Source organism: Pseudomonas sp. NFACC14, assembly GCF_900106885.1.
In the GTDB taxonomy this organism is placed as follows: Bacteria; Pseudomonadota; Gammaproteobacteria; order Pseudomonadales; family Pseudomonadaceae; genus Aquipseudomonas; species Aquipseudomonas fluorescens_AA.
The window spans coordinates 930,974-952,937 of record NZ_FNOA01000001.1 but is presented as its reverse complement, the minus strand read 5'-3'; the positions used below and the strand labels follow the sequence as shown (position 1 = coordinate 952,937).

Sequence of the window (21,964 nt, the reverse complement as noted above, 5' to 3'; positions counted from 1 at the left end):
GCTCGCGATGACGGCCTGTCAGGTTATCAAGCCAGCCCTGGCAAACACCCAGCCCCTCAAAACGTCTGCCCCAGGTTCAGGTACACCGCCTGTTCATCGTCGTCGTTGAAGCCATAGCTGAAGTTCAATGGTCCCAGCGGTGTATCGAAACCGAGGAAAATGCTGGCGGCGTTGATGTAGCCACTGTCGAATTCGTTATCGTTGTTCCAGGCCCGGCCGCGTTCCAACGAGCCGCCGATGTACAACGGGAAATCCAATGGCAGGTAGGCCCGCGGTGTGAGGCGGCGGTAATACACGGCACGCATCAGGCTCATGTTCTGTCCGGACACCCCATCTTCGCGAAAGCCCGACAATTGCCGCGCGCCACCGAGCACAAAGCTGGAGGTCACGATCTGCGCGGTGTCCAGGGTGCGACCGTAGCGTGCGCCCAGGATGAAAGTGTCCGGGCCGCTGCTCAGCGCCTTGTCCAGTTTGAATTCCCACTGGCGGTAGCGCTGGTCGGAGCCCAGCCCCGGTTCGTATTGGCGCCAGCTCAGGCCGATGTCCTCCCCTTCATGGGGGAAATACACGCTGTCGAGGGAGTCGAACGAATACTTGAGCTCGTAGAAACCTTCGTTGAAATTCTCGCTGGGCTGGTCGTGGTCGCCGATGCGCACATCGGCCTTGCCCCAGGCCTGGCCGACACCGAAGCGGATTTCGCCGCTGTTGCCGATCTGGCGGCCCACGTTGAGCCCGAAGCCATAACGTTCGACGCGATACTGGGCCACCGGATCGTTGTCCAGGATGGACTCCACATTGCGCGATTCGAATTGCCCATAGGGAGCAATGAAGTAGCGCGAACCGACGTCCAATGGCTGGTAGAACTCGCTGTACAACTCCTGCCTGTCGCCGATCTGCGCCCGGGTCAGCCACTCGGCGCCCAGGCGATTGATGCCGTTGACCCGATAGCTGGCTCCCAGGTTGAAAGCGCTGTCGCCGCGCATGTCGTCCGACAGGCTCAGCCCCAGCCGCAGGTAGTCGGTGCCGGTGCGTCGGCCCCGGGCGCTGATCACCAAGGTGTGGTCCGGGCCCTTGTGGACCACGCGGTATTGCACCTGTTCGAAGTAGTCCAGGCCGTACAGCGTGCCCATGTCGGTCTGCAGGCGGCCCAGGTCCAGCGGCTCGCCGACCTGCTGGCGAATGTAGTAGCGAATCACGTCATCGCCGACTTTCGAGTCGTTCTCTACGCGAATGGCGGTGATGACCGGCGTGCGTTCGCTGGGCGCGCGCGCGGCCATGAGTTCGGCGTCGGGCGCTTCGGAAGGGCGTAGCGGGGCCAGGCGTGCCTCGAGTATCCGGGTGGCGCGATAGCCGGCGTCGATCACGTCCCGGGCCCGGCCGAAGTCGGTGGAGCCGAAGCTTGCCAGGGCCGGTTGGATCAATACGTCGCTTTTTTTCAGGGTAGCCAGTTGTTCTTCAGAGTTGCGCCGGGTCATCAGGGTCGTCGACTGGTTCAGCACGTCGACCACCGTGACCAGTTGCTTGCGGGTGCGCAGCGGCGTACCGATGTCGACCACGATGGCCACGTCCACGCCCATGTCCCGGGCCACATCCAGCGGGATATTGTCGGCCATGCCGCCGTCCACCAGCAGCCGGCCGTCCAGCTCCACCGGGGCGAACACCGCTGGGATCGACATGCTGGCGCGAATGACCTTGGGCAGGTGGCCTTTGCGGAACACGACTTTTTCGCCTGTGGCGATGTCGGTGGCGACGGCGCGAAACGGGATCGGCAGTTTGTCGAAGTCCCGCGTGTCGCTGGCATGGGCCAGCAGGCTTTCGAGCAGCAGGGCCAGGTTCTGGCCCTGGATGACCCCCAAGGGCAGGCCGAGGCTGCCGTCGTCACGAAAGCTCAGTTTCTGTTTCACCAGAAAGTCGCGGTCATCCTGCTTGCGCCGGAACGGCACGTCCTTGCGTGGCGGCGCATCGGACAAGGCCTGTTGCCAATCGATGCCCAGGGCGAGCTTTTCCAGTTCGTCGATCTTGTAGCCCGAGGCATACAGCCCGCCGATCACCGCGCCCATGCTGGTGCCGGCGATGGCATCGATCTTGATGCCTTGCTCCTCCAGGGCCTTGAGCACGCCGATGTGGGCCAGGCCCCGCGCCGCGCCGCCGGACAGCACCAGGCCGATTTTCGGGCGTGGCGTTTCGACGGCGGGCTGGTTGGCATGGCCGGACAGGGGCAACAGCAGCAGAAGCAGGAGGGGGAGCAGGCGGCGCATCGTCTATCTCGGGGCGGGCGATCAAAGGCAGGTATTATAACGACGCCTTCGAACCCAGGAGTTCACCCGCAATGACCGAACACAAGCCCGAAGTTGTCATCACCTATTGCACCCAGTGCCAATGGCTGCTGCGCGCCGCCTGGCTGGCCCAGGAACTGCTCAGTACCTTCGGCGACGACCTGGGCAAAGTGTCCCTGGTGCCGGGTACCGGCGGTGTGTTCCACATCAGTTGCGACGGTGCGCAAATCTGGGAGCGCAAGGCCGATGGCGGTTTTCCCGAGGCCAAGGTCCTCAAGCAGCGGGTCCGCGACCGGATCGACCCGGAGCGGGACCTGGGCCACAACGACCGGGTTCAGTGAGACGCGGCTTGGGCACCGACACCCGGTTTCTTCGAGCCGCCCAGCTGGCTCGAGATCACGATGGCCGCGATGATCACCACGCCGCCCAGCAGCATGCGCAGCGTCGGGCGCTCGTCGAACAGCCACCAGGCCATGGCGATGCCGTAGACCGGTTCCATGGCGAAGACCACCGCCGCCGTGCGGGCCTTGATCACCGCCAGGCTGGCGACGAACAGGCTATGGGCCAGGCCGGTGCAGAACACGCCGAGCAAGCCGATCCACAACCAGTCGAGGGGGCGAACGTCGCTCAGTTGTGGCGCGGCCATCGGCAACAGGCACAGCCCGACCACGACGTTCTGGCACAGCGCGGCCTGCACGGGCGGTACATGCGCGGAGCCGGCACGGTTGGTCAATGACAACAGGGCAAACAACAGCCCCGAAGCCACGGCCCAGAGCAGGCCGGTGGTGGCACCGCTGGCCAGGTCGAAGTTCGGCGTGACCAACACCAGGCCGACGCTCACCAGCACCACCAGCCAGATTTCATTGGCGCGAATCCGCTCGCGGAAGATCAGCCCCTCGAGCAATACCGTGAAGGCCGGGAAACTGGCGAACCCCAACGTGGCGATCGCCACGCCGGCCACCTTCACGGCGATGAAGAAACTCACCCAGTGCCCGGCCAGCAACAGGCCGCCCAGCAGCAATCGCCGGCCATCCTGTGCCCGCAGTTTCTGCCAGCGACTGCTGCTGGCGAACCGGGCGAACGCTGCCAGGGCCAGCACGGCGAAGACAGCGCGCCCGAACACGATGACCGCAGGCGAAGCCGCGGCGAGTTTGCCGAAGACACCGGTCAGGCCAAACATGAGTGCACCAATGTGCAGGGCGCCGAGGGCGGTACGGGGTGTCATTTCAATCCTTTCAACAGATAAGACAAAACCGACGGATAAACACCAATCCTGTAGGAGCTGCCGAGTGCAACGAGGCTGCGATCTTTCCCCAGACAATTGAATCTCAAGCGAAAGGTCAAAAGATCGCAGCCTCGTTGCACTCGTCAGCTCCTACGGGACATTTAAGCGTTTGGTAGGAGGTTGTGTCTGTCGCGATCCTAGCGATTTTTAGCGCGCATCTAGCGCTGACGCCGCAGCTTGCCCGGCGAGGCGCCGAACTCCCGCAGCACCGCGGCGGCGAAAGCACTCTGGGAGTTGTAGCCGACCCGGTGGGCGATCTCGCCGATGGGCAGGTCCGACTCGCGCAACAACGCCACGGCCTGGTGCAAACGGCGGCTGCGGATGTACTCCATCGGGGTTTGCCCGCACTCGGCGATGAAGCGCGCATGCAGGCGGGCGCTGGAAAGGCCGGCGACCCGCGCCAGGTCCGCCACTTGCAGCGGGTAGGCGGCGTTCTGGTCGATGTGGGCGTTGAGCGCGGCGTAGGGCAGGCGCCGGCCACCGAGGGGGCGCTGGCGAACGCCATTGAGACTCGCCAGTAGCAGCACCGCGCCTTGCTGGGCGATCACCGGGTCGTCCACCGGGCTGCCCGCCAGCCAACTGACCAACTGGCTTTGTCCCGCGTCCAGGGGCAGGCGAGCGGTGTCGTCGAGCAAGCGGCGGCTGGCGTCGGCGTGATCGCCCAGGCATTGCCCGACCCAATCGTCACTGGGCACGTCCAGCACCAGGCAGCGACTGCCCTGGGGACTGCCGCAGGCGTGATGGGCACCGGCGGGTACTACCACGAAACTCTGTTGCACCACTTGGCTGCCGCGCCCTTCGACCTCGAAATCCAGCGCGCCGGACAATCCGAACACCAGTTGCGCGTGGTCGTGGCTGTGGACAATCAAGTCGTGGCTGTAGTGGCGTAGCGTGAGGATCGGTCTCATCGCGGTCTCCCGTGTCAGGCCGCCAGCATACACCGAGGGCACACCGCCCCGCGCTGTCATGTAATGGACTTGTGTTTGTCATGGGCCATTAACCGCTGGCGTGCACAGTGGCGAAAACGATCAGAGGGTTGCCCAATGACCAGCGCCGAGCTCGCCAAACCCAGCCGCAAGCAGCGTGTTCGCACCCTGTGGATTTCCGATGTGCACTTGGGCACCCGGGATTGCCAGGCCGAGCACTTGTCGCAGTTTCTCAAGGGCTACCACGCCGACAAGATCTACCTGGTGGGTGACATCATCGATGGTTGGAAACTGCGCGGTGGCATGTATTGGCCCCAGGCCCACACCAACGTCATTCGTCGCTTGCTGACCATGAGCAAGCGCGGCACCGAAGTGATCTACGTCACCGGCAACCATGACGAATTCCTGCGGCGCTATTCGAAGCTGATCCTGGGCAATATCCAGTTGGTGGACGAAGCGGTCCACGTCACCGCCGATGGTCGGCACTTGTTGGTGATCCATGGCGACCAGTTCGATGTCATCACCCGTTACCACCGTTGGCTGGCATTCCTTGGGGATTCGGCCTACGAGTTCACCCTCACGCTGAACCGCTGGCTCAACCATTGGCGGGCCCGTTATGGCTACGGCTACTGGTCGTTGTCGGCGTACCTCAAGCACAAGGTCAAGACTGCCGTCAGCTTCATCAGCGATTTCGAAGAAGCCATCGCCCACGAGTGTGTGAAGCGCGAACTGCATGGCGTGGTCTGTGGGCATATCCACCACGCCGAGATGCGCAGGGTGGGCGAGGTGGAATACCTCAATTGCGGTGATTGGGTCGAATCCTGCACGGCACTGATCGAGCATTGGGACGGGTCGATCGAGCTGTATCGACTGGCGGAAGCCCAGGCGCGCGAAGCGCAGTTAAAGGCACTGAAAGTCGCCGAACCTGCCTGAATCCGTAGGAGCTGACGAGTGCAACGAGGCTGCGATCTTTCCCCTGGCGCTTGAGTCTCAAGCGAAAGATCAAGATCAGAATATCGCAGCCTTCGGCAGCTCCTACGGGGGACATTTTGTGTTCGTCAGGCCGGTGTCTCAGCCATCGCCGCCTTGTAGATCGATTGCTTCGGCGTGGCAAAGACCCTTTCCAGCATCGGCTCGAAGAAACTCAACGGCAGGGTGTCGTATTCGGCATCGAATGCCGCCGCGTCGTACTTCGCACAGAACTCAATGGTCGCCTGGTACTGCGGATGGCCACTGAATTGCTCGCGCAGGTGCCGATCCATGCCCAGGTGATGGAAGAAGTAATAGCCCTGGAAAATCCCGTGCTTCTCCACTATCCACAGGTTTTCGGCGCTGACGAAGGGCTTGAGAATCGCCGCGGCGATGTCCGGGTGGTTGTATGAACCCAAGGTGTCGCCGATATCGTGGAGCAGGGCGCAGACCACGTATTCCTCGTCCCGCCCGTCACGGTAGGCGCGGGTGGCGGTTTGCAGGGAATGAGTCAGGCGATCCACCGGGAACCCGCCGAAATCGCCGTCCAGCAGTTTCAAGTGGGCCAGGATCCGGCCCGGCAATTGTCGCGCGTAGGCGCTGAAGTCGGCCGCGATGATCGCCCAGTCTTGTTGGGTGCCTTCTTTCATGTGGGTAAAGCGCGCGTGGTTGCTCATCGGCAGTCCTCATTAGAACGCGACCTTGCCCAGCAGCATGTCGCGGTACATGACGAAATCGCCGAGCAGGCTGTAGAGCGGATGCTGGAAGGTGGCGGGACGGTTCTTTTCGAAGAAGAAGTGCCCGACCCAGGCGAAGCCGTAACCGGCCACGGGCAGGGCGAGCCACAGCCACCCGTTACCCATGACCAGAGCGAGGGCGAGCACCAGGATGACCAGGGAGGTGCCGATGAAATGCAGTCGCCGGCAGGTGCTGTTGCTGTGTTCGCTGAGGTAATGCGGGTAGAACTCGGCGAAACTATTGAATCGTTTAGCGTTTTCCACGACGGCTGGCTCTGTGGTTATTGTTCTGATACTTGAAGTCTAGAGCCATCAATCGCTACGGCCAGTGACAATCAGCGCCACTTTAGTATCCTTCGCAAATCCAGCCGTACCCTGCGGCTCGTCATGCAAGTAAAACGTCATGAGCGAACGAACCACTTCTTCAAGCTGGGCGATGGGGATTGTCAAGGCGTTGGAAATGGACGGCCTGAATTGTCGGGTGCTGTTCAAGCAACTGGGGTTGGACTTCGATGCGCTGGACGATCCGGATGCGCGTTTCCCCCAGGACTCGATGACCCGGCTCTGGCAACGGGCCGTGGAGTTGTCGGGTAACCCGGCCATTGGCTTGAACATGGGCAAGGTGGTGCGCCCGGCCTCGTTCCATGTGGTTGGCTACGCCTTGATGTCCAGTCGCACCCTGGTGGAGGGTTTCCAGCGGCTGGTGCGTTACCAGCGGATCATTGCCGAAAGCGCCGATTTGAGTTTTCGCCAGTTGGAGGAAGGCTACGGGCTGATCCTCACGGTGCATGGCGACCATCTGCCCCCGACCCGTCAAAGTGCCGAAGCGTCCCTGGCGTGTGCGCTGGCCCTGTGCAGTTGGTTGACCGGGCGCACCCTGCACCCGGTGAAGGTGTTGCTCCAGGGCGCGGAACCATTGGACCTGGCGCCTTATCACCGAGCCTTCCCCGCGCCACTGGTGTTTGGCGCGCCTTATGACGCGCTGATCTTTGAGCGGGCCGACATGGAGGCGCCGCTGCCGACGGCCAACGAAGCCATGGCACAGCTTCACGACCGGTTTGCCGGGGAGTACCTCGCGCGTTTTTCGGAAAGCCGCGTGACCCACAAGGCGCGACAAGTATTGTGTCGGCTGTTGCCCCAGGGAGAACCCAAGCGAGACGTGGTGGCGCAGGCGTTGCACCTGTCGCAGCGCACCTTGCAGCGCCGCTTGCAGGAAGAGGGCACCAGTTTCCAGAGCCTGCTCGAAGACACCCGTCGTGAACTGGCCGAGCAGTACCTGGCGCAGCCAGGCATGACGCTGCTGGAAATCGCCTATCTGCTGGGGTTCGCCGACCCGAGCAATTTTTTCCGGGCCTTTCGCCGCTGGTTCGACACCACGCCCGGCGAATACCGGGCGCGCTTGACGAGCCAGCCTGAACCGGTCAGTGGCGCCAGAACGCCGGGATACACAGCACGAATACCGTGATGATCTCCAACCGGCCCAGCAGCATGCCGCCGGACAGAATCCACTTGGCCGCGTCCGGCAGCGGTGCGAAGTTGCCGGCCGGCCCGATGGTTTCCCCCAGCCCCGGGCCGACACCGGACACGGTACTGGCCGCGCCGGTCAGGGCCGTCATCCACTCCACGCCCAGCAGCGACAGCAGCAGGGCGATCACGCAAATGGTGATGGCGAAGAAGAACGAGAACGTGAGGATCGAGCGGACGATTTCTTCATCGAGGCGATGACCGTTGTACTTCTGCTTGATCACCGCACGGGGGTGGATCAGTTGGTTGAGGTTGGCCCGAAGCAGGATGTAGGCGACCTGGAAGCGGAAAATCTTGATCCCGCCAGCCGTCGAGCCCGAACAGCCGCCGACGAACCCCAGGTAGAAGAACAGCATCAATGAGAAGTTGCCCCACAGACTGTAGTCGCCCAGGGCGAAGCCGGTGGTAGTGACGATGGACGTCACGTTCAGCGCCACGTGCCGCAGCGCGTCCAGCCAATGCAGGTCGGTGGTCGCCCAATACCAGGTGCCGAGTACCAGCCAGGTCACCAGCAGCACGCCGATGAGCCCTTGGACCTGCTGGTCCTTGATCAGCGCCCGGCGATTGCCTCGCAGCGTCGAGACATACAGGGCAAACGGCAGGCTGCCGAGGATCATGATGACGATGGCGACCCAGTGCACCGCCGGCTGGGTCCATTTGGCCAGGGACAGGTCCGAGGTGGAGAAACCGCCGGTGGAGATCGCCGACATCGAATGGTTGATGGCATCGAACAGGCTCATCCCGGCCCACCAGAGCGCCAGGGTGCCGAGGATGGTGATGCCCACGTAGGACGCCACGATCAGCCGCGCCACCATGTGGGAGCGGGGCATGACTTTTTCCGAGCGGTCCGACGACTCGGTCTGGAACAGCCGCATGCCCCCGATGCGCAGCAGCGGCAGGATCGCCACCGCCATGCCGATGAAGCCGATACCGCCGAGCCAGTGCAGCAGCGAGCGCCACATCAGGATGCCCGGGGACATGGTGTCCAGGCCGCTCAGGACGGTGGCGCCGGTGGCGGTGATGCCCGACATGCTTTCGAAGAACGAATCCGTATAGCTGATGTGCTGGGTCAGCAGGAAGGGCAGGGCGGCGAAGATACACACCACCAGCCAGCTGCTGACGGTCAGCAGGTACATGTCCCGCGGACGCAGGTGGATGTGTTCCGGTCGCCCGGGAAGCACCAGTGCCAGGCCGGCGACGAAGGTAATCATGCTCGACCAGAGGAACGACGGCAGGTCGCGGGTGCGCTCGAAGACCAACAGGGTGGCCATGGGCACGACCATGAAGATCGCCAGGGTGATCAGGAAGATGCCGATGATGAAACCAATGATCCGCAGGGTCGGCAACGCCATGAAGTCCGCTCAGGCTGTAAAGGGAAGGGCGCCATTCTACCCGCGACAAGCGGCATGTAAACCGGCAGCCGGCGGCGCTTCCCGCTAGAATAGCCAAACATTTTTTCAGGAGGTGGCCGATGCAGGCTCTCGACGCTTTGCTCAACCGTGTTTCCGTCCCGCGCCTGGTGGAGCCGGCACCCACGCCGGAACAGCGCGAGGTCATGTTCGCCGCAGCCATGCGGGCGCCGGATCACGGCCAGTTGCGGCCATGGCGCTTTCTGACGGTCGAGGGGCAGGCGCGGTATCGCATGGGCGAACTGCTGGCCGAGGCGGCGAAGTTCAATGACCCGCTCGTCCCCGAAGCCGTCGTGGAAAAAGCCCTCAACGGCCCATTGCGCGCACCGCTGGTCGTGGTGGTGATTGCCCGTCTGCAGGACCATTTCAAAGTCCCGAAATCCGAGCAGCTGCTGGCGGCCGGCTGCGCGGCCCATGGCATCTTGCTGGCTGCATATGCCCAAGGGGTGGGTGGGGTGTGGCGTACCGGTGAGCTGGCGTATTCGCCGCATGTGGCCAGGGGGCTTGGCCTTGAAGAGGGAGAAGAGGTGATCGGTTTCCTCTACCTGGGCACACCGCAGAAAGAAGCGCGCACCGCGCCGCAGGAAGATCTCGGGCAGTTTGTCCGGGAGTGGACGGGCTCGTAGGAGCTGCCGAGCGAAGCGAGGCTGCGATCCTTTTTCGGACACTTGAGTCTCAAGCGGAAGGTCAAAAGATCGCAGGCTTCGCCAGCTCCTACAGGGACCGGGAGCAAGCTCCCTCGCCACAGGTGTTATCTGCACGCATCGGCAATCGCTTCAGCCAGCAGGTCCAGGCGCGTGGCGTCGATGCCGGCCACGTTGGCCCGGCCGGTGCCGACCATGTAGACACTGTGGCGCTCGCGCAGGTGCTTGACCTGTACCGGCGTCAGGCCAGTGTAGGAAAACATCCCGCGTTGCACGCCGATATGGGCGAAGCGCTCGCGCAAGCCATGGGGTTCGAGGGCTTCCAGCAAACCGCTGCGCAATTGCGCGATGCGCAGGCGCATGGCCTGGACTTCATCGGCCCACAGGCTTTTGAGTTCCGGGTCGCCGAGAATGGTCGCCACAACGGCCGCGCCATGGTCCGGCGGTGTCGACCAGAGGTTGCGGGCGATGTTTGCCAGTTGGCTGCGGACGTCCACCAGTTTCTCGCCATCCCGGGCGCAGACGATCAACGCCCCGGTACGGTCGCGGTACAGGCCGAAGTTCTTCGAACAGGAACTGGTGACCAGCACTTCCGGCAGGGCCTGGGCAAACAACCGGACCGCCCAGGCGTCCTGCTCCAAGCCATCGCCAAAGCCCTGGTAGGCGAAGTCGATCAGCGGCAGCAGGTCGCGGCTGCGCACCACCTCCAGCACCTGGCGCCATTGCTCATGGGACAGGTCGAACCCGGTGGGGTTGTGGCAGCAGGCATGCAGCAGCACCACATCGCCTTTGGGCGCCTGGTTCAAGGTCGCCAGCATCGCCTCGAAATCCAGGCGATTATCGGCGCCCACGTACGGGTAATGACTGGCCTTGACCCCGGCCGCGGCGAAAATGGTTTCGTGGATCGGCCAGGTCGGGTTGCTCAGCCATACGCCACGGCCCGGCAGGCACTGGGCGATGAAGTCGGCGCTCAGGCGCAGGGCACCGGTGCCGCCCGGGGTCTGGGTGGCGCCAGCACGTTTTTCGCTGATCAGCGGCGAATCGGCCCCCAGCACCAGCTCATTGATCAGTTGGCCGAACGCGGCGTCGCCATGACCGCCGATGTAGGTCTTGGTGGTCTGGCGTTCCACCAGTCGCTGCTCGGCCCGCTTCACCGACTCAAGAATCGGTGTCAGGCCCTGGGCGTCCTTGTAGACACCCACGCCCAAGTCGAACTTGCTCGGGTTGCTGTCCGCCCCGTAGGCCTCCATCAGGCCGAGGATCGGGTCGCCGGGGACCCGGCCGATGGCATCGAAATGCATTACTTGCGGCCCTCGGCGGTCTTGGCCACGTCATCGGTGCGGGCGGCCATGATGAAATCGTTGCGGTGCAGGCCCTTGATGGAGTGGCTCCACCAGGTCACGGTGACTTTGCCCCATTCGGTGAGCAGGCCTGGGTGGTGGCCTTCAGCCTCGGAGATCTCGCCGACGGCGTTGGTGAACGCCAGGGCGTGCTTGAAGTTCTTGAACAGGAAAACTTTTTCCAGCTGCATGACGCCGTCGCGCACTTCGATGTTCCAGTCGGGGATCTGCTTGATCAGCACCGGCAGTTCTTCGTCGCTCACTTGCGGGGCATCGGCGCGGCAGGCTTCGCAATGGGCTTGGTTCAGAGTGTTCATGGTGTGTTCCTGGATCGAATATTTGGAAAACGTCGATGCACCCACGCTAAAGCAAAGCGGCGTCGTGCAACAGACTCAATTGGGATTAAAAGAGGCGGTTCACGCCGCTTTTGGTGGGAATTTCGGGGCATGCAAGCCCAGCTCCCGGCCGCGCTTGACCATGCCCATGATGTCCTCGTGAGCCAGGTCGAACAGGCGCTTGAGTTCGGGCAGCACGAAATACACCGGTTGCAGGATGTCGATGCGATACGGGGTGCGCATGGCTTCCAGCGGATCGAAGGCCTGGTGTTCCGGCTCGTCCGACAGGCAGTACACGGTCTCCTTGGGCGAAGACAGGATGCCGCCGCCGTAGATGCGCCGGCCTTGCGGGGTCTGCACCAGGCCGAACTCGATGGTCATCCAATACAGGCGCGCCAGGTAAACCCGTTCTTCCTTGGACGCCTGTAGGCCGAGTTTGCCGTAGGTGTGGGTAAATTCCGCAAACCAAGGGTTGGTCAGCAGCGGGCAGTGGCCGAAGATCTCGTGGAAAATGTCCGGCTCCTGCAGGTAATCCAACTCTTCCCGGGTGCGAATAAAGGTCGCCACAGGAAACTGTTTGCTGGCGAGCAATTCGAAGAAGGTCTGGAAGGGAATCAGCGCAGGCACCCGGGCGACTTGCCAGCCCGTGGTCTGGCCCAGCACCTTGTTGATTTCGTCCAGTTGCGGGATACGGTCGTGGGGTAGGCCCAGCTTGTCGATGCCATCCAGGTATTCCTGGCACGCGCGGCCTTCGATGACTTTCAGCTGGCGGGTGATCAGCGTGTTCCACACCGCGTGTTCTTCAGCGGTGTAGTGGATAAAACCTTGCGCATCGGGCTCGCGAGCCACGTACTGCGTCTGCTTCATGCTGCTCTCCTGCTGATTTCCCTCAGGGGGATGATGTGTTTGTTGTTATGTCCAGCGATGCAATAGAGATAGCGCGAAGCGGCGATGTGCGCATCGGCTTGGCGAGGATGGATTGGGCGAACGACGGGTTGATTCGTAAAATTTTCGTTACGAGTTGGCTGGCGATACGATCTTTCCGGCATTTTCAGGTGGGAAACTGCCTACATCTGTCACATAATCTTGACGATTATTTACCTTGCCACGCCGAAACCTCTGTGGCGAGGGGGCTTGCTCCCGCTGGGGCGCGTTGTAGGAGCTGCCGAAGGCTGCGATCTTTTAATCTTTCGCTTGAGATTCAAGCGGCAGGTGAAAGATCGCAGCCTCGCTTCGCTCGGCAGCTCCTACATGGCGCGCTTTTTCTATCTCATACGCACCCGGGCCTTTCCATGCGCATCAAAGTCCATTGCCAGAACCGCATCGGCATCTTGCGAGACATCCTCAACTTGTTGGTGGAATACGGCATCAACGTCGCCCGAGGGGAGGTCGGTGGTGAGCATGGCAACGCGATCTACCTGCACTGCCCAAACCTGATCAACATCCAGTTCCAGGCGCTGCGTCCGAAATTCGAGGGCATCGCCGGGGTGTTTGGTGTCAAGCGCGTAGGACTGATGCCCAGCGAGCGTCGGCACATGGAACTCAACGCCTTGCTCGGCGCCTTGGAATTTCCGGTGCTGTCCATCGATATGGGGGGCTCCATCGTCGCGGCCAACCGGGCGGCGGCGCAGTTGCTCGGGGTGCGTGTCGACGAGGTGCCGGGCATTCCGCTGTCCCGCTACGCCGAGGATTTCGACTTGCCGGAACTGGTACGCGCCAACCAGTCGCGCATCAATGGCCTGCGGGTCAAGGTCAAGGGCGATGTGTTTCTGGCGGACATTGCGCCACTGCAATCGGAACACGACGACAGCGAGGCCATGGCCGGTGCGGTGCTGACGCTGCACCGGGCCGACCGGGTGGGCGAGCGGATCTATAACGTGCGCAAGCAGGAGTTGCGCGGCTTCGACAGTATTTTCCAGAGTTCGAAAGTGATGGCGGCGGTGGTCCGCGAGGCCCGGCGCATGGCCCCGCTGGACGCGCCGCTATTGATAGAAGGCGAAACCGGCACTGGCAAGGAACTGCTGGCTCGCGCCTGTCACCTGGCGAGCCCGCGCGGGCAATCGCCATTGATGGCCCTCAACTGCGCCGGGCTGCCCGAGTCCATGGCCGAGACCGAACTGTTCGGCTACGGGCCGGGCGCTTTCGAAGGTGCCCGGGCCGAAGGCAAGCTCGGCCTGCTGGAGCTGACTGCGGGGGGAACGCTGTTCCTCGACGGGGTCGGGGAGATGAGCCCGCGCCTGCAAGTGAAATTGCTGCGCTTCCTGCAGGACGGTTGCTTCCGCCGTGTCGGCAGCGACGAAGAGGTGTACCTGGACGTGAGGGTGATCTGCGCGACACAGGTGGATTTGTCCGAACTCTGTGCCCGGGGCGAATTCCGTCAGGATTTGTACCACCGCTTGAACGTGCTTTCCTTGCACATCCCCCCCCTGCGCGAATGCCTCGATGGCCTGGCGCCGTTGGTGGAGCATTTCCTCGACCAGGCCAGCCGCCAGATCGGTTGTGCACTGCCCAAACTGGCCTCGGCGGCGATGGACCGACTGAGTCACTACCACTGGCCGGGCAATGTCCGACAGTTGGAAAACGTGCTGTTCCAGGCCGTTTCCCTGTGCGACGGCGGAACGGTAAAGGCCGATCATATCCGTCTGCCGGACTACGGCGTGCGTCAGCCCCTTGGCGATTTTTCCCTTGAAGGTGGGTTGGACGACATCGTCGGACGCTTCGAGAAGGCCGTGCTGGAGCGGTTGTACTCCGAGCACCCGAGCAGCCGGCAATTGGGCAAGCGGCTGGGGGTTTCCCATACCACCATCGCCAATAAATTGCGGGAGTACGAGGTAGGCAAGACCGAGCCGTAGCGGGCTTTGTTTCGCTGGTATGGGATTTGCTACATCGAGACCTGTCCACGCATATTCATATTTGGTGGCGATTTTTTGACAGGGCATAGCCCCGATTCCCGCTGCGTATGTGAGGTTCAGGATGCAAAAGAAGATAGCGGTGGTGCAGTCGAATTACATTCCCTGGAAGGGCTATTTCGATCTGATCCGCAGCGTCGACGCGTTCATCCTGTATGACGATGTCCAGTACACCCGGAGTGACTGGCGCAACCGCAACAAGATCAAGACTGCCCAGGGTGAGCATTGGCTGAGTATTGCGGTCAAGAAGAAGGGGCGTCTTGGCCAGTTGATCAATGAAGTCCAGGTCAGCAGTCCGGATTGGGCCGCCGCGCACTGGAAGACGATTGAGCAGAGCTACCGGCGCGCACCCTGTTTCGCCCAGATGGAAACGCCGATTCGCACGCTCTACGAGCAAGCCGCCGACCTCACCCACCTGAGCGCGATCAACCACCTGTTCATTGCCGGCTTGTGCCCGCTGCTGGATATCCACACGCCGCTTTACCGTTCCGAGGACCTGGGAGGAGTAGAGGGCAAGAATGAACGCTTGATCCATCTATGCCAGGCCCTCGGGGCCAACGAATACCTCTCTGGACCCGCGGCCAGTCACTACCTCGATGAAGCGGCATTCGCCGCCAACGGGATCGCGGTGTCGTACATGAGTTATGCCGGCTATCCCGAGTATCGGCAGGTGTACGGCGACTTCCAGCATGCGGTCAGTGTGATCGACCTGCTGTTCAATACCGGCGCGGATGCATCGGCTTTTCTGAAGAAAAGGGCTGCCTGAGCGGGCCTTGCCAGTGACACCCTTTTGATTTGATTTGGAGATTGCACCCGATGTCGAACCTTGCGCAGTTGGACGCTTACTCGCTCGAACAAGCGTTGGCGCGTCTGCGGTTGATGTATGCCAAACCCGAACACCCCTACTATTTCCTGGCGCCCGCATACCGTGAGTCGTCGTCGGGCGTCGTCTCGCTGCACTATCTCTGCCATATGCTCAATCTCAGTGGTCGTGAGGCCTACATTTGCGGCACCGAAGTGGTCAATCCGGAACTCAAGACGCCGCTGCTCAATTCGACGATCAGGCAGCGCCATGCGGCAGCGGGCAAGGTGCCGATCGCGGTTTATCCCGAGGTGTTCCCTGGTAATCCACTCAACTGTTCGGTCGTGGCGCGTTTCCTACTGAATTTCGAGGGATTTCTCACGGGAAATGGCATGGACGCCGCGCCCACCGACTTGCTTTTCTATTACGCAGCCAGGCTCGCCGAGCACCGTGGTGACCCTGACGGTGACCTGTTGTGCCTGCCGGCCATCGATGTCGAAATGTTCTCGACGGTGGGCGCTGGAGCCGTGCGCAAGGGGAGCTATCTCTACCAGAACCGCCACCCCTTGGACCAGATCGACTACTCGCTGCTACCCGCGGATATCCGCCTGCTAAGCATGGCTAATCCGCTGGCCCTGCCTGAGCTGGCCGAGCTGCTGCGCAATGCAGAGGTGATGTACAGCTATGAGTGGTCGATGACCTGCGTCATGGCAGTGCTGTGTGGATGCCCGGTGATTTTCATTCCGGGACATGGCGTCGACCAGCCGCTGCTCGACACCAGTTTCTTCGGCAGTGTCGGCTTTGCCATGCTCGATCAGCCGGACCCGTTGGAACATGCGCGGGCAAGCCTTGGCGATGCCCTGCCGCGTTACGTTGAGCGTACTGCGTCTTTCTGGCAGCAGTTGGACGTATTTATTGCCAAAACCCAGGCGACTGCCGTGCGCGAGGCGGTCGGCAACCGTCTGGGTGTGCTCGACTGGTTGCGCCAGCGCTACCCCTTGGCGCAACAACTGCGTCTGATCGATGAGCGGTTGGCGAACTCGGCGGCGCCTGCCTTCACTGTCCTGGTCCGTGATGCCGGCAATCCCTTGGCGCTGGCTCACACCCTCGATAGCCTGGATCGACAGTTGTACCAGCGCATTCATGTGTGCGTGATGGGGGACACTGACCCGGGACGTGCCAACGTTCAGTGGCTGGCATGTGATTCGAAGCAACCGGTCGCAGCGATCAATGGTTTGCTCGAGGGCGTGCGGAGCGATTGGTTCATGTTGGTGGAGGCTGGGGAGGAATTCACTGCCGCAGGGCTGCTGGTGACGGCACTGAATCTGCTCGAAGCGCCTGACAGTTGCCTGGCGGTGTACGCCGACGAGGCGCTGCGCATTGGGGGGGTGATCGACCTCTCCTTGCGGCCCGACCTGAATCTGGATTTGCTGTTGGCGTTTCCGGCCAGCCTTTCCTGCCACTGGATGTACCGTCGCGAGGCGCTGGTGCGCCTGTGCGGTTTTGACGATGCCTGTGGTGGGGCCTTCGAATTGGCCTACCAACTGCGCCTGATCAGCGAGCTGGGTGTGGCGAGTGTGGGTCATGTCAGCGAACCCCTGTTGATCGCCAACGAGGTGCGGCAGTCGGAATGCGCCGATGAGCGTGCGGTCATTGATGCGCACCTGCAAGCGCGTGGCTACGGTCAGGCGCGAGCGATTGCAGTGGAGCCGGGCCGCTATCGTATCGACTATGGCCATGAGCGGCAGGCCTCGGTCAGTATTCTGATTTACCTGGAAGGACAGCTGGCGAATTTCCAGCGTTGCCTGGAAAGCCTGCTGACGCAGACTGACGCGGTGGACTTCGAGGTCTTGCTGATAGAACCGGGCAACGACGAGCCCGCATTGCTGGAGTGGCTGGGGCTGGTGGAGGAAATGGGCGAGGGCCGTTTCCAGGTGTTGCGTTTCATGCCGGGACAGTCTCGTGCGGCCATGTGCAATGCGGCAGCGCAGGAGGCGCGGGGCGAGTATCTGCTCTGGCTCGATGCGCAAAGCGCTGTGCTTGAGCCGGGGTGGATACACGCGTTGCTCAATCACGCCCAGCGCCCGGAAGTCGGCGCGGTGGGAGGCAAGTTGCAGGATAGCCAGGGTCGCATACGCCAGGCGGGCCTTGTGTTGGGATTGGGCGCCACCGTCGGTCGGGCTTTTGAGGGTTTGCCATCCCAGGCATCGGGTTACATGGGGCGACTGGGGCTCGAGCAGAACTGCTCCGCAGTGGGCGCTGAATGCCTGATGCTGCGGCGAGGGCTTTTCCTTGAGGCCGATGGCTTCGACACCGATCCGCTGCTGGCGCCCTGGACCCATGTCGACCTGTGTCTGAAGCTGCAGCAGGCCGGTTACCTGAACGTCTGGACGCCTTACGCTCGACTGTTGATGAACCCGGTGGCAGACACCCGTGCGAGTCGCGAGCAGGAGGATGCCTTGCTCGCGCGCTGGTTGCCACAGTTGGCCCGTGACCCTGCCTACAATGCCAACTTTTCGCTGCGCGCCGGCGAGGGTTTTGCCCGGGAAAACACCGACCTGTGCTGGTATCCGCTGCAAGGCAGCGTGCCAAGGGTGCTGGTTTGTGTCACCGACCAGCAGGCGGGGGCTTATTCGCGGCTGGTTCAGCCGTTCAGCACATTGCTTGAGGCGGGGCAAATCGAAGGCGCGGCTGTTTCGAGTTTGCTGTCGCCGGTGGAGTTCGAGCGACTGGCGCCGACCACCGTGGTGTTGCAGCGCCCGCTGGACGACGCCGGGCTACTGGCTCTGAACCGCCTGAGGGCGTTTTCCAAGGCGTTCACCGTCTACGAGCTGGACGGTTATCTGCCGCAGATGGAGCTGAAGGGGGATTACGCTGCCGATGAGCTGCTGGAGCGCCTGCGGTTCGGGATGATGCAGGCTGATCGGGTGCTGGTCCCCACGCCGGCGCTGGCCGAACTGTTGCAGGGCCAGCACCCCGACATCCGTGTGCTGGAAACCTTGCTGCCGGCCGCCTGGGGGCGTGTGCAGAGCAAGCGACGCATGGGGACCAAGCCGCGCCTGGGCTGGCTGGGCGGCAAGGATACTCAACTGCTGGCCGACGTGCTGCCCGCATTCGCGGGCGAAGTAGACTGGGTGGTGCTGGGCGACTGCCCCGCGTCACTGCAGCCTTTTCTGAAGGAGCTGCACCCAGGTGTCGCGCAGCAGCAGTTGGCAGCGGCCCTGGCCGCATTGAATCTGGATCTTGCGCTGGTACCCATGGCGGAAAACCTGGGTAATGCCTGTTCTGGCGACCTGCGCGTCCTGCAGCATGCCGCTTGCGGCCATCCGGTCATTTGCAGCCGGGTGCCGGGTTTTGTCGGCGGCGAGGCATTGCCGCTGTCACGGGTGAGCAACGAGGCGCAAGACTGGATCCGGGCGATTCGCTTGCACCTGGAAGACCGTGAGGCTTCCGCGGCGCTGGGGGACGCCTTGCAGTCGACCGTGCGGGCGCAATGGCTGCTCGAGGGTGAGCGCCTGGACGCCTGGCGACGGGCCTGGTTGGCCGATTGATGCGTATTAATTATTACTTTGGCCGCCCAGCGGAGTGCATGTGACATGAGTAGCGATCTGGATACTTTCATCGCAGCCTACAGCGACAGCTTTGGCTATGCGTATGACAACAACATCATTCTCAATTGGTATCCTCAGCGCATCATGGCGCTATGCACCCAAGCGCAAAGCCTGCTGGAGCTCGGTGTGGGCCATGGTTTCAGCACCCACCGCTTCTCGCAGTTCTTCAGTGAGCACACGGTCATCGATGGCTCTGCCTCGGTGATCGCCCAGTTCAAGGCCCAGTACCCGGACAACACGGCCGAGATCGTCGAAAGTTACTTCGAGACATTCGACACCGACAAGCGCTTCGATCTCATCGTGATGGGGTTTGTCCTGGAGCACGTCGAAGATCCACAGACCGTACTGCAAAGGTTCAAGCGCTTTCTTGCGCCGGGTGGACGTTGCTTCGTGCTGGTTCCCAATGGCGAGTCTCTGCATCGGCGGTTCGGTCATGCGGCCGGACTGCTTGACGACATGATGGCGCTGGGGCGCGGTGATCTTGAGTTGGGCCATGTGCGCAGCTACTCGCTCCAGACCCTGAGCGCCGAGCTGGAAGCCGCCGGGCTCCAGGTGGTGCGCAAGGAAGGCGTGTTCCTCAAGCCATTCACCACCGGACAATTGAAGGCATTGAACTTGGGTGCAGACATCGTCCAGGCCATGTGCACCGTAGGTATCGATTACCCAGAGCTCAGTTGCGCGCTGATGCTCGAAGCGACAGTCCCCCAGTCATGAAAAGCCTGGTCATCGGCAGTACTTCGGTCATTGGCAAAGCTGTCGCCCAGGCGTTGTCGCGCTATGGCCAGGTCAAGTTGGCGGGGCGCAGGGAGGCCGATATTACCTTTGACTTGAGCGGCCCGGAGCCCGTTGCTCTCGATGAGCGCTTCGACATCGTGGTGCTGGCCGCTGCCGATTTTGGCGGGCGTGAGCCGGATGACCTGGTCCGCGCCGAACGGGTCAACAGTGTCGGTACGTTGGTTGCCTGCCGCCTGGCCGAACAATGCGGGGCGCGTCATTTCATTTTGTTGTCGTCGCGTTCGGCCTGCGACCAGGCGACAGATCCCTACTTCGGCATCTACTCGCTGTCCAAGCGCCATGCAGAGGAAGTGGCGAGCCTGTATTGCCAAGAGCGCGGCATGGCACTGAGCGTGCTGCGCATCAGTCAGGTCTACGACGACGGCGAGCAGTGCAGGCCTCACCAACCGCTGTTGTACGCCATCGCCGACAAGGCGCAGGCGGGGCGAACCGTCGAGCTGTATGGCAGCAACGACGCCAGGCGCAACTACTTGCATCTGAGTGACCTTGCCGAGGTCTGCGCACGGCTGGCAGAGCAGGGGGTTACTGGTCTGTACAACTGCGGTCATCCCGAAAGCCCTCGTCTTTCCGAGATTGCCCAGGCTGCGTTCGAGGCATTTGGCAAGCCGCTGGATGTCCGCTTCCTGCCAGAAAAAAACGATATTCCCGATCTGCCCCCCTTCGACTGCGGCCATGAGTTGTACGAGCGAATAGGTTTCGTCCCGCGAATAGATGTCCGCCGGGGCTTTGGGCTGATGAGAGCGCACCGGGAGCGTCTGTCATGAAGACTGTCATGGTGACGGGTGTAGGGGCCATCATGGGCTACGGCCTGCTCAAGTCGCTGCGTGCGGCGGACCCTTCTGTTCGGCTCGTCGGCACCGATATCTACGACGATGCTGTCGGTCGCGGCTGGAGCGATGTATTCGTGCAGGCCCCTTTGACCGCTGACCCGGGGTACGGCCAGTGGCTGGGCGACACGCTGTCCAGGCACGAGGTCGATCTGTTGATTCCCGGGATCGAACAGGACGTCCATTGGCTGTCGGACAACCGAGCGTTGTTGGCGACATTCGATTGTCAGGTCGTGCTCAACAACCAGCACTTGATCGACCTTTCCAAGGACAAATGGGCAATGGACCAGGCGCTGGTGGCGCTGGGGGATGCCAGCCGTATTCCCAGCCTGCTGTCGGGGGACTTTCACTCGCTCAAGGCGGCCTTGGGCCTGCCTTTTCTGCTCAAGCCGCGCCGAAGCTACGCTTCCAAAGGGCTGGTCTGGGTTCGCGAGGAGCGCGACTTTACGCCGCACGCGGCCCTGCTCGGTGATCACCTCATGGCGCAGCCCATCATTGGCAGCGCGGCCGACGAATTCACTGTGGCGGCGTTCGGCGATAGCGGTGGCGACACCGGTCCGATCATCGCCTTCCAGCGCAAGTTGGCCTCGGACGGGTCTACCGCCAAGGCCTGGGTATATCAGGATGATTCGCTGGACGAGACGGTCACCAGGTTGTGCCGCGCTTTCAAACCGGTCGGGCCGACCAACTTGCAGTTCCGGCGGGGCTCCGATGGCGAATGGAGCCTGCTTGAGATCAATCCGCGAATCTCCTCGACCAGTTCGATACGTCGCGCATTTGGCTACAACGAGGCGGCGATGTGCCTGGCCTATTATCTCGACGGCAAGACACCGGCCCCGCCGACCCTTCGCAGTGGTTTCGCTGTTCGTTTTATAGAGGATTTCATTGTCTATGATCGGGATCATTTCTGACGTCCATGGCAATTACAGCGCCCTTCGAACAGTGCTTGCCAAACTCGATGGGCTGGGTGTGTCGCGGATTATCTGCCTGGGTGACACGGCCGGTTACTACAGCCAAGTCAACGAGTGTTGCGAGGCCCTGCGCGAGCGAAACATCTTCTCCGTGATGGGCAACCATGATTGGTACCTGGCCAGGAATGAACGCTGCCCTCGTTCCAATAGCGCCAATGCCTGCCTGGACTATCAACAGGGCGTCATCACTTCGCAGAACCTGGCCTGGCTGGGATCGCTCCCGGAGCGCTCGACCCAGGATGAATTGAGCATTGTCCATGGGGGCTGGAACGATCCGTTGGATGAATACGTACGACCCTCGCAGGCGTATTTCGCCCCGTTGCCTGGCCGGTATTTCGCGTCAGGCCATACCCATGTCCAGTACCTGTGGAGCGGTGAAGGCAAGACCTATTGCAACCCCGGTTCAGTCGGCCAGCCACGTGATGGTGATCCCCGGGCGGGTTTCGCGACCTGGGACGGCGAGGTCTTCAACCTGCATCGGGTTGAATACGATAGAAGTGAGACCCAACAGGCAATGAAGGAGGCCGGGTTCACCCCGTACTTCTATGAAAATCTTGATATCGGCAGTCAGATAGGCGGGCGGATCAGTGCGGTTTGAAGTGTT

20 protein-coding genes are annotated in these 21,964 nt (G+C 62.1%); 11 read left to right on the top strand and 9 right to left on the bottom strand.

The annotated features are described in order from the left end of the window. Nucleotides 1-56: 56 nt before the first annotated feature. Nucleotides 57-2,258, bottom strand: a complete 2,202-nt coding sequence (locus BLU85_RS04450) for a patatin-like phospholipase family protein (protein ID WP_092204514.1) — start codon at nucleotides 2,256-2,258, stop codon at nucleotides 57-59. A 71-nt stretch (nucleotides 2,259-2,329) separates the two neighbouring features. Between BLU85_RS04450 and BLU85_RS04445 the strand changes: the two genes are divergently transcribed. Continuing rightward, the gene (locus tag BLU85_RS04445; protein WP_060738678.1) at nucleotides 2,330-2,617 is read left to right on the top strand and encodes an Rdx family protein; all 288 of its coding nucleotides are present in this window, start codon (nucleotides 2,330-2,332) and stop codon (nucleotides 2,615-2,617) included. On the opposite strand, the gene BLU85_RS04440 is transcribed toward BLU85_RS04445, so the two are convergent. Then, complete coding sequence (locus BLU85_RS04440) at nucleotides 2,611-3,501, bottom strand: DMT family transporter (RefSeq protein ID WP_092204515.1); 891 nt, start codon at nucleotides 3,499-3,501, stop codon at nucleotides 2,611-2,613. The two genes, BLU85_RS04445 and BLU85_RS04440, sit on opposite strands and share 7 nt — an antisense overlap. A gap of 218 nt (nucleotides 3,502-3,719) precedes the next feature. Further along, nucleotides 3,720-4,469 (bottom strand): helix-turn-helix transcriptional regulator, encoded by a 750-nt coding sequence (locus BLU85_RS04435; protein WP_092204516.1) that lies wholly within the window; start codon nucleotides 4,467-4,469, stop codon nucleotides 3,720-3,722. A 135-nt stretch (nucleotides 4,470-4,604) separates the two neighbouring features. On the opposite strand from BLU85_RS04435, the gene BLU85_RS04430 reads away from it, so the two are divergent. Further along, nucleotides 4,605-5,420, top strand: coding sequence for a UDP-2,3-diacylglucosamine diphosphatase (locus BLU85_RS04430; protein ID WP_053120226.1), 816 nt, complete (start codon nucleotides 4,605-4,607; stop codon nucleotides 5,418-5,420). A 125-nt stretch (nucleotides 5,421-5,545) separates the two neighbouring features. Here the strand turns inward: BLU85_RS04430 and BLU85_RS04425 are convergent, their stop codons facing one another. Both BLU85_RS04425 and BLU85_RS04420 read right to left on the bottom strand, forming a co-directional pair. Then, complete coding sequence (locus tag BLU85_RS04425; RefSeq protein WP_092204517.1) at nucleotides 5,546-6,133, bottom strand: HD domain-containing protein; 588 nt, start codon at nucleotides 6,131-6,133, stop codon at nucleotides 5,546-5,548. A gap of 12 nt (nucleotides 6,134-6,145) precedes the next feature. Next, nucleotides 6,146-6,457: an Mpo1-like protein gene (locus BLU85_RS04420; protein WP_092204518.1), complete on the bottom strand. Its 312-nt coding sequence runs from the start codon at nucleotides 6,455-6,457 to the stop codon at nucleotides 6,146-6,148. A 139-nt stretch (nucleotides 6,458-6,596) separates the two neighbouring features. Between BLU85_RS04420 and BLU85_RS04415 the strand changes: the two genes are divergently transcribed. Beyond that, nucleotides 6,597-7,658, top strand: a complete 1,062-nt coding sequence (locus tag BLU85_RS04415; RefSeq protein WP_092204519.1) for an AraC family transcriptional regulator — start codon at nucleotides 6,597-6,599, stop codon at nucleotides 7,656-7,658. On the opposite strand, the gene BLU85_RS04410 is transcribed toward BLU85_RS04415, so the two are convergent. Beyond that, on the bottom strand, nucleotides 7,615-9,069 hold the full coding sequence (locus tag BLU85_RS04410) for a TrkH family potassium uptake protein (RefSeq protein ID WP_060738671.1): 1,455 nt from the start codon (nucleotides 9,067-9,069) through the stop codon (nucleotides 7,615-7,617). The genes BLU85_RS04415 and BLU85_RS04410 overlap by 44 nt on opposite strands. A 119-nt stretch (nucleotides 9,070-9,188) precedes the next feature. Between BLU85_RS04410 and BLU85_RS04405 the strand changes: the two genes are divergently transcribed. Beyond that, entirely contained in the window at nucleotides 9,189-9,752 is a 564-nt protein-coding gene (locus tag BLU85_RS04405) for an NAD(P)H nitroreductase (RefSeq protein WP_092204520.1), read from the top strand. 125 nt (nucleotides 9,753-9,877) lie between these two features. Here BLU85_RS04405 and BLU85_RS04400 read toward each other — a convergent pair whose 3' ends face one another. From BLU85_RS04400 to phhA, 3 genes are all read right to left on the bottom strand, one after another. Next, a complete protein-coding gene (locus tag BLU85_RS04400) occupies nucleotides 9,878-11,071 on the bottom strand; it encodes an amino acid aminotransferase (RefSeq protein ID WP_092204521.1) in 1,194 nt (397 codons plus the stop codon). Beyond that, nucleotides 11,071-11,427 (bottom strand): 4a-hydroxytetrahydrobiopterin dehydratase, encoded by a 357-nt coding sequence (locus tag BLU85_RS04395; RefSeq protein WP_003184087.1) that lies wholly within the window; start codon nucleotides 11,425-11,427, stop codon nucleotides 11,071-11,073. The genes BLU85_RS04400 and BLU85_RS04395 overlap by 1 nt, the downstream gene beginning before the upstream one ends. A 99-nt stretch (nucleotides 11,428-11,526) precedes the next feature. Further along, entirely contained in the window at nucleotides 11,527-12,312 is a 786-nt protein-coding gene (gene phhA / locus BLU85_RS04390) for a phenylalanine 4-monooxygenase (protein ID WP_060738668.1), read from the bottom strand. A 425-nt stretch (nucleotides 12,313-12,737) separates the two neighbouring features. On the opposite strand from phhA, the gene BLU85_RS04385 reads away from it, so the two are divergent. From BLU85_RS04385 to BLU85_RS04355, 7 genes are all read left to right on the top strand, one after another. Then, nucleotides 12,738-14,297 (top strand): sigma-54-dependent transcriptional regulator, encoded by a 1,560-nt coding sequence (locus BLU85_RS04385; RefSeq protein ID WP_092204522.1) that lies wholly within the window; start codon nucleotides 12,738-12,740, stop codon nucleotides 14,295-14,297. A gap of 121 nt (nucleotides 14,298-14,418) precedes the next feature. Beyond that, nucleotides 14,419-15,120 carry a WbqC family protein gene (locus tag BLU85_RS04380; RefSeq protein ID WP_092204523.1) on the top strand — a complete coding sequence of 234 codons (702 nt, stop codon included), beginning with the start codon at nucleotides 14,419-14,421 and terminating at the stop codon, nucleotides 15,118-15,120. A gap of 50 nt (nucleotides 15,121-15,170) precedes the next feature. Then, complete coding sequence (locus tag BLU85_RS04375; RefSeq protein ID WP_092204524.1) at nucleotides 15,171-18,707, top strand: glycosyltransferase; 3,537 nt, start codon at nucleotides 15,171-15,173, stop codon at nucleotides 18,705-18,707. Between the two features lie 45 nt (nucleotides 18,708-18,752). Then, nucleotides 18,753-19,481, top strand: a complete 729-nt coding sequence (locus BLU85_RS04370) for a class I SAM-dependent methyltransferase (RefSeq protein WP_092204525.1) — start codon at nucleotides 18,753-18,755, stop codon at nucleotides 19,479-19,481. Beyond that, nucleotides 19,478-20,326 carry an NAD-dependent epimerase/dehydratase family protein gene (locus tag BLU85_RS04365; protein ID WP_092204526.1) on the top strand — a complete coding sequence of 283 codons (849 nt, stop codon included), beginning with the start codon at nucleotides 19,478-19,480 and terminating at the stop codon, nucleotides 20,324-20,326. Before BLU85_RS04370 ends, BLU85_RS04365 begins: the two co-directional genes overlap by 4 nt. Beyond that, nucleotides 20,323-21,300: an ATP-grasp domain-containing protein gene (locus tag BLU85_RS04360; RefSeq protein ID WP_092204527.1), complete on the top strand. Its 978-nt coding sequence runs from the start codon at nucleotides 20,323-20,325 to the stop codon at nucleotides 21,298-21,300. Before BLU85_RS04365 ends, BLU85_RS04360 begins: the two co-directional genes overlap by 4 nt. Then, nucleotides 21,281-21,958 carry a metallophosphoesterase family protein gene (locus tag BLU85_RS04355; RefSeq protein WP_092204528.1) on the top strand — a complete coding sequence of 226 codons (678 nt, stop codon included), beginning with the start codon at nucleotides 21,281-21,283 and terminating at the stop codon, nucleotides 21,956-21,958. Before BLU85_RS04360 ends, BLU85_RS04355 begins: the two co-directional genes overlap by 20 nt. The last annotated feature ends 6 nt before the right edge of the window (nucleotides 21,959-21,964 follow it).

What these genes read in the sequence shown, in the direction of transcription:
- BLU85_RS04450 (WP_092204514.1), bottom strand. Translation starts at nt 2,258, where the DNA reads ATGCGCCGCCTGCTCCCCCTCCTGCTTCTGCTGCTGTTGCCCCTGTCC.
- BLU85_RS04445 (WP_060738678.1), top strand. Translation starts at nt 2,330, where the DNA reads ATGACCGAACACAAGCCCGAAGTTGTCATCACCTATTGCACCCAGTGC.
- BLU85_RS04440 (WP_092204515.1), bottom strand. Translation starts at nt 3,501, where the DNA reads ATGACACCCCGTACCGCCCTCGGCGCCCTGCACATTGGTGCACTCATG.
- BLU85_RS04435 (WP_092204516.1), bottom strand. Translation starts at nt 4,469, where the DNA reads ATGAGACCGATCCTCACGCTACGCCACTACAGCCACGACTTGATTGTC.
- BLU85_RS04430 (WP_053120226.1), top strand. Translation starts at nt 4,605, where the DNA reads ATGACCAGCGCCGAGCTCGCCAAACCCAGCCGCAAGCAGCGTGTTCGC.
- BLU85_RS04425 (WP_092204517.1), bottom strand. Translation starts at nt 6,133, where the DNA reads ATGAGCAACCACGCGCGCTTTACCCACATGAAAGAAGGCACCCAACAA.
- BLU85_RS04415 (WP_092204519.1), top strand. Translation starts at nt 6,597, where the DNA reads ATGAGCGAACGAACCACTTCTTCAAGCTGGGCGATGGGGATTGTCAAG.
- BLU85_RS04410 (WP_060738671.1), bottom strand. Translation starts at nt 9,069, where the DNA reads ATGGCGTTGCCGACCCTGCGGATCATTGGTTTCATCATCGGCATCTTC.
- BLU85_RS04405 (WP_092204520.1), top strand. Translation starts at nt 9,189, where the DNA reads ATGCAGGCTCTCGACGCTTTGCTCAACCGTGTTTCCGTCCCGCGCCTG.
- BLU85_RS04400 (WP_092204521.1), bottom strand. Translation starts at nt 11,071, where the DNA reads ATGCATTTCGATGCCATCGGCCGGGTCCCCGGCGACCCGATCCTCGGC.
- BLU85_RS04395 (WP_003184087.1), bottom strand. Translation starts at nt 11,427, where the DNA reads ATGAACACTCTGAACCAAGCCCATTGCGAAGCCTGCCGCGCCGATGCC.
- phhA (WP_060738668.1), bottom strand. Translation starts at nt 12,312, where the DNA reads ATGAAGCAGACGCAGTACGTGGCTCGCGAGCCCGATGCGCAAGGTTTT.
- BLU85_RS04385 (WP_092204522.1), top strand. Translation starts at nt 12,738, where the DNA reads ATGCGCATCAAAGTCCATTGCCAGAACCGCATCGGCATCTTGCGAGAC.
- BLU85_RS04380 (WP_092204523.1), top strand. Translation starts at nt 14,419, where the DNA reads ATGCAAAAGAAGATAGCGGTGGTGCAGTCGAATTACATTCCCTGGAAG.
- BLU85_RS04375 (WP_092204524.1), top strand. Translation starts at nt 15,171, where the DNA reads ATGTCGAACCTTGCGCAGTTGGACGCTTACTCGCTCGAACAAGCGTTG.
- BLU85_RS04370 (WP_092204525.1), top strand. Translation starts at nt 18,753, where the DNA reads ATGAGTAGCGATCTGGATACTTTCATCGCAGCCTACAGCGACAGCTTT.
- BLU85_RS04365 (WP_092204526.1), top strand. Translation starts at nt 19,478, where the DNA reads ATGAAAAGCCTGGTCATCGGCAGTACTTCGGTCATTGGCAAAGCTGTC.
- BLU85_RS04360 (WP_092204527.1), top strand. Translation starts at nt 20,323, where the DNA reads ATGAAGACTGTCATGGTGACGGGTGTAGGGGCCATCATGGGCTACGGC.
- BLU85_RS04355 (WP_092204528.1), top strand. Translation starts at nt 21,281, where the DNA reads ATGATCGGGATCATTTCTGACGTCCATGGCAATTACAGCGCCCTTCGA.